This window comes from Methylobacterium sp. WL116 (genome assembly GCF_008039455.1).
In the GTDB taxonomy this organism is placed as follows: Bacteria; Pseudomonadota; Alphaproteobacteria; order Rhizobiales; family Beijerinckiaceae; genus Methylobacterium.
In genome coordinates this window covers 1-845 of the sequence record NZ_VRUV01000970.1, presented here as the reverse complement: position 1 = coordinate 845, position 845 = coordinate 1, and the positions used below count along the sequence as shown (strand labels likewise).

Here is an 845-nt window from a genome sequence, read left to right as displayed (position 1 = left end):
TCGCGGGCTGCGGGCCGGCGCGCCCCGGGGCGATGATCCCGTGATCCGGTCATGCTGCGATCCCGTGATCACGGGATCTTGTGCCGATCGCATCATGCCGGCACCCCAAAGCGGAAAAGCCCGGCGCTTCGGGGCGCCGGGCTTCTTGCAAAAGTCAATTTGCAGGGGCCGATCCCGACGGCGGGATCGGCGGTCGCGAATCAGGGCTTGGGGGCCGCCGCGGCGCCGGCGCCGGCCGCGCCCGGCTGCTCCAGCTTCTTGCGCATGTCCTCGCTGCGCTTCTCGAGCTCGGCCTGGAGCTTCTTCTGCTGCTCCTCGAGCACCTTCGGGTCCATGGCCGGGCCGTCGAAGGCCTTGCCGAAGCCGGCGAGCGGCACGGCGAAGGTCACCTCGCGCTGGGTCTGGTTCTGCACCGAGACGTTGAGCGTGGTGCCCTTCTTCATCGCGGCGACGACGCCGGCATCGACGCCGCCGGCCTCGGCGAAGCAGCCGTTGGGGAAGCAGACCGCGAACTTGCCGGCGGTGCCCTGCTGGCCGTCGACGGTGAAGCGGATGCCGGGCTGCAGCAGCAGGCCGAGCGGCAGCAGGTAGCGCACCACGCGCACCTCCTGCTTCGTGGCCGGGTTCTTCATCTCGTACACGGCGACCGCGAGGACCGGCTGGCCCTGGTCGGAGACGAAGTCGCGGGTGGTGTAGCAGATGTCGGTGCCCGACCCGCCGTCCTTGCCGCAGACCTTGGTCCAGTCGGCCTGGCTCGGCTCGGACTTCACGGTCACGGTCTGCGGGCCGGTCTGCGCCGCGGTGTTGGCCGCCGGCGTGCTCTGGGCCGGGGCGGGGGCCGCCGG

Annotated in this window: 1 protein-coding gene; it reads right to left on the bottom strand. The window is 71.5% G+C overall.

The features are described 5' to 3' along the window. Positions 1-200: 200 nt before the first annotated feature. The coding region (locus tag FV223_RS28835) for an invasion associated locus B family protein (RefSeq protein WP_147730024.1) at positions 201-845 on the bottom strand (645 nt) is incomplete at its 5' end.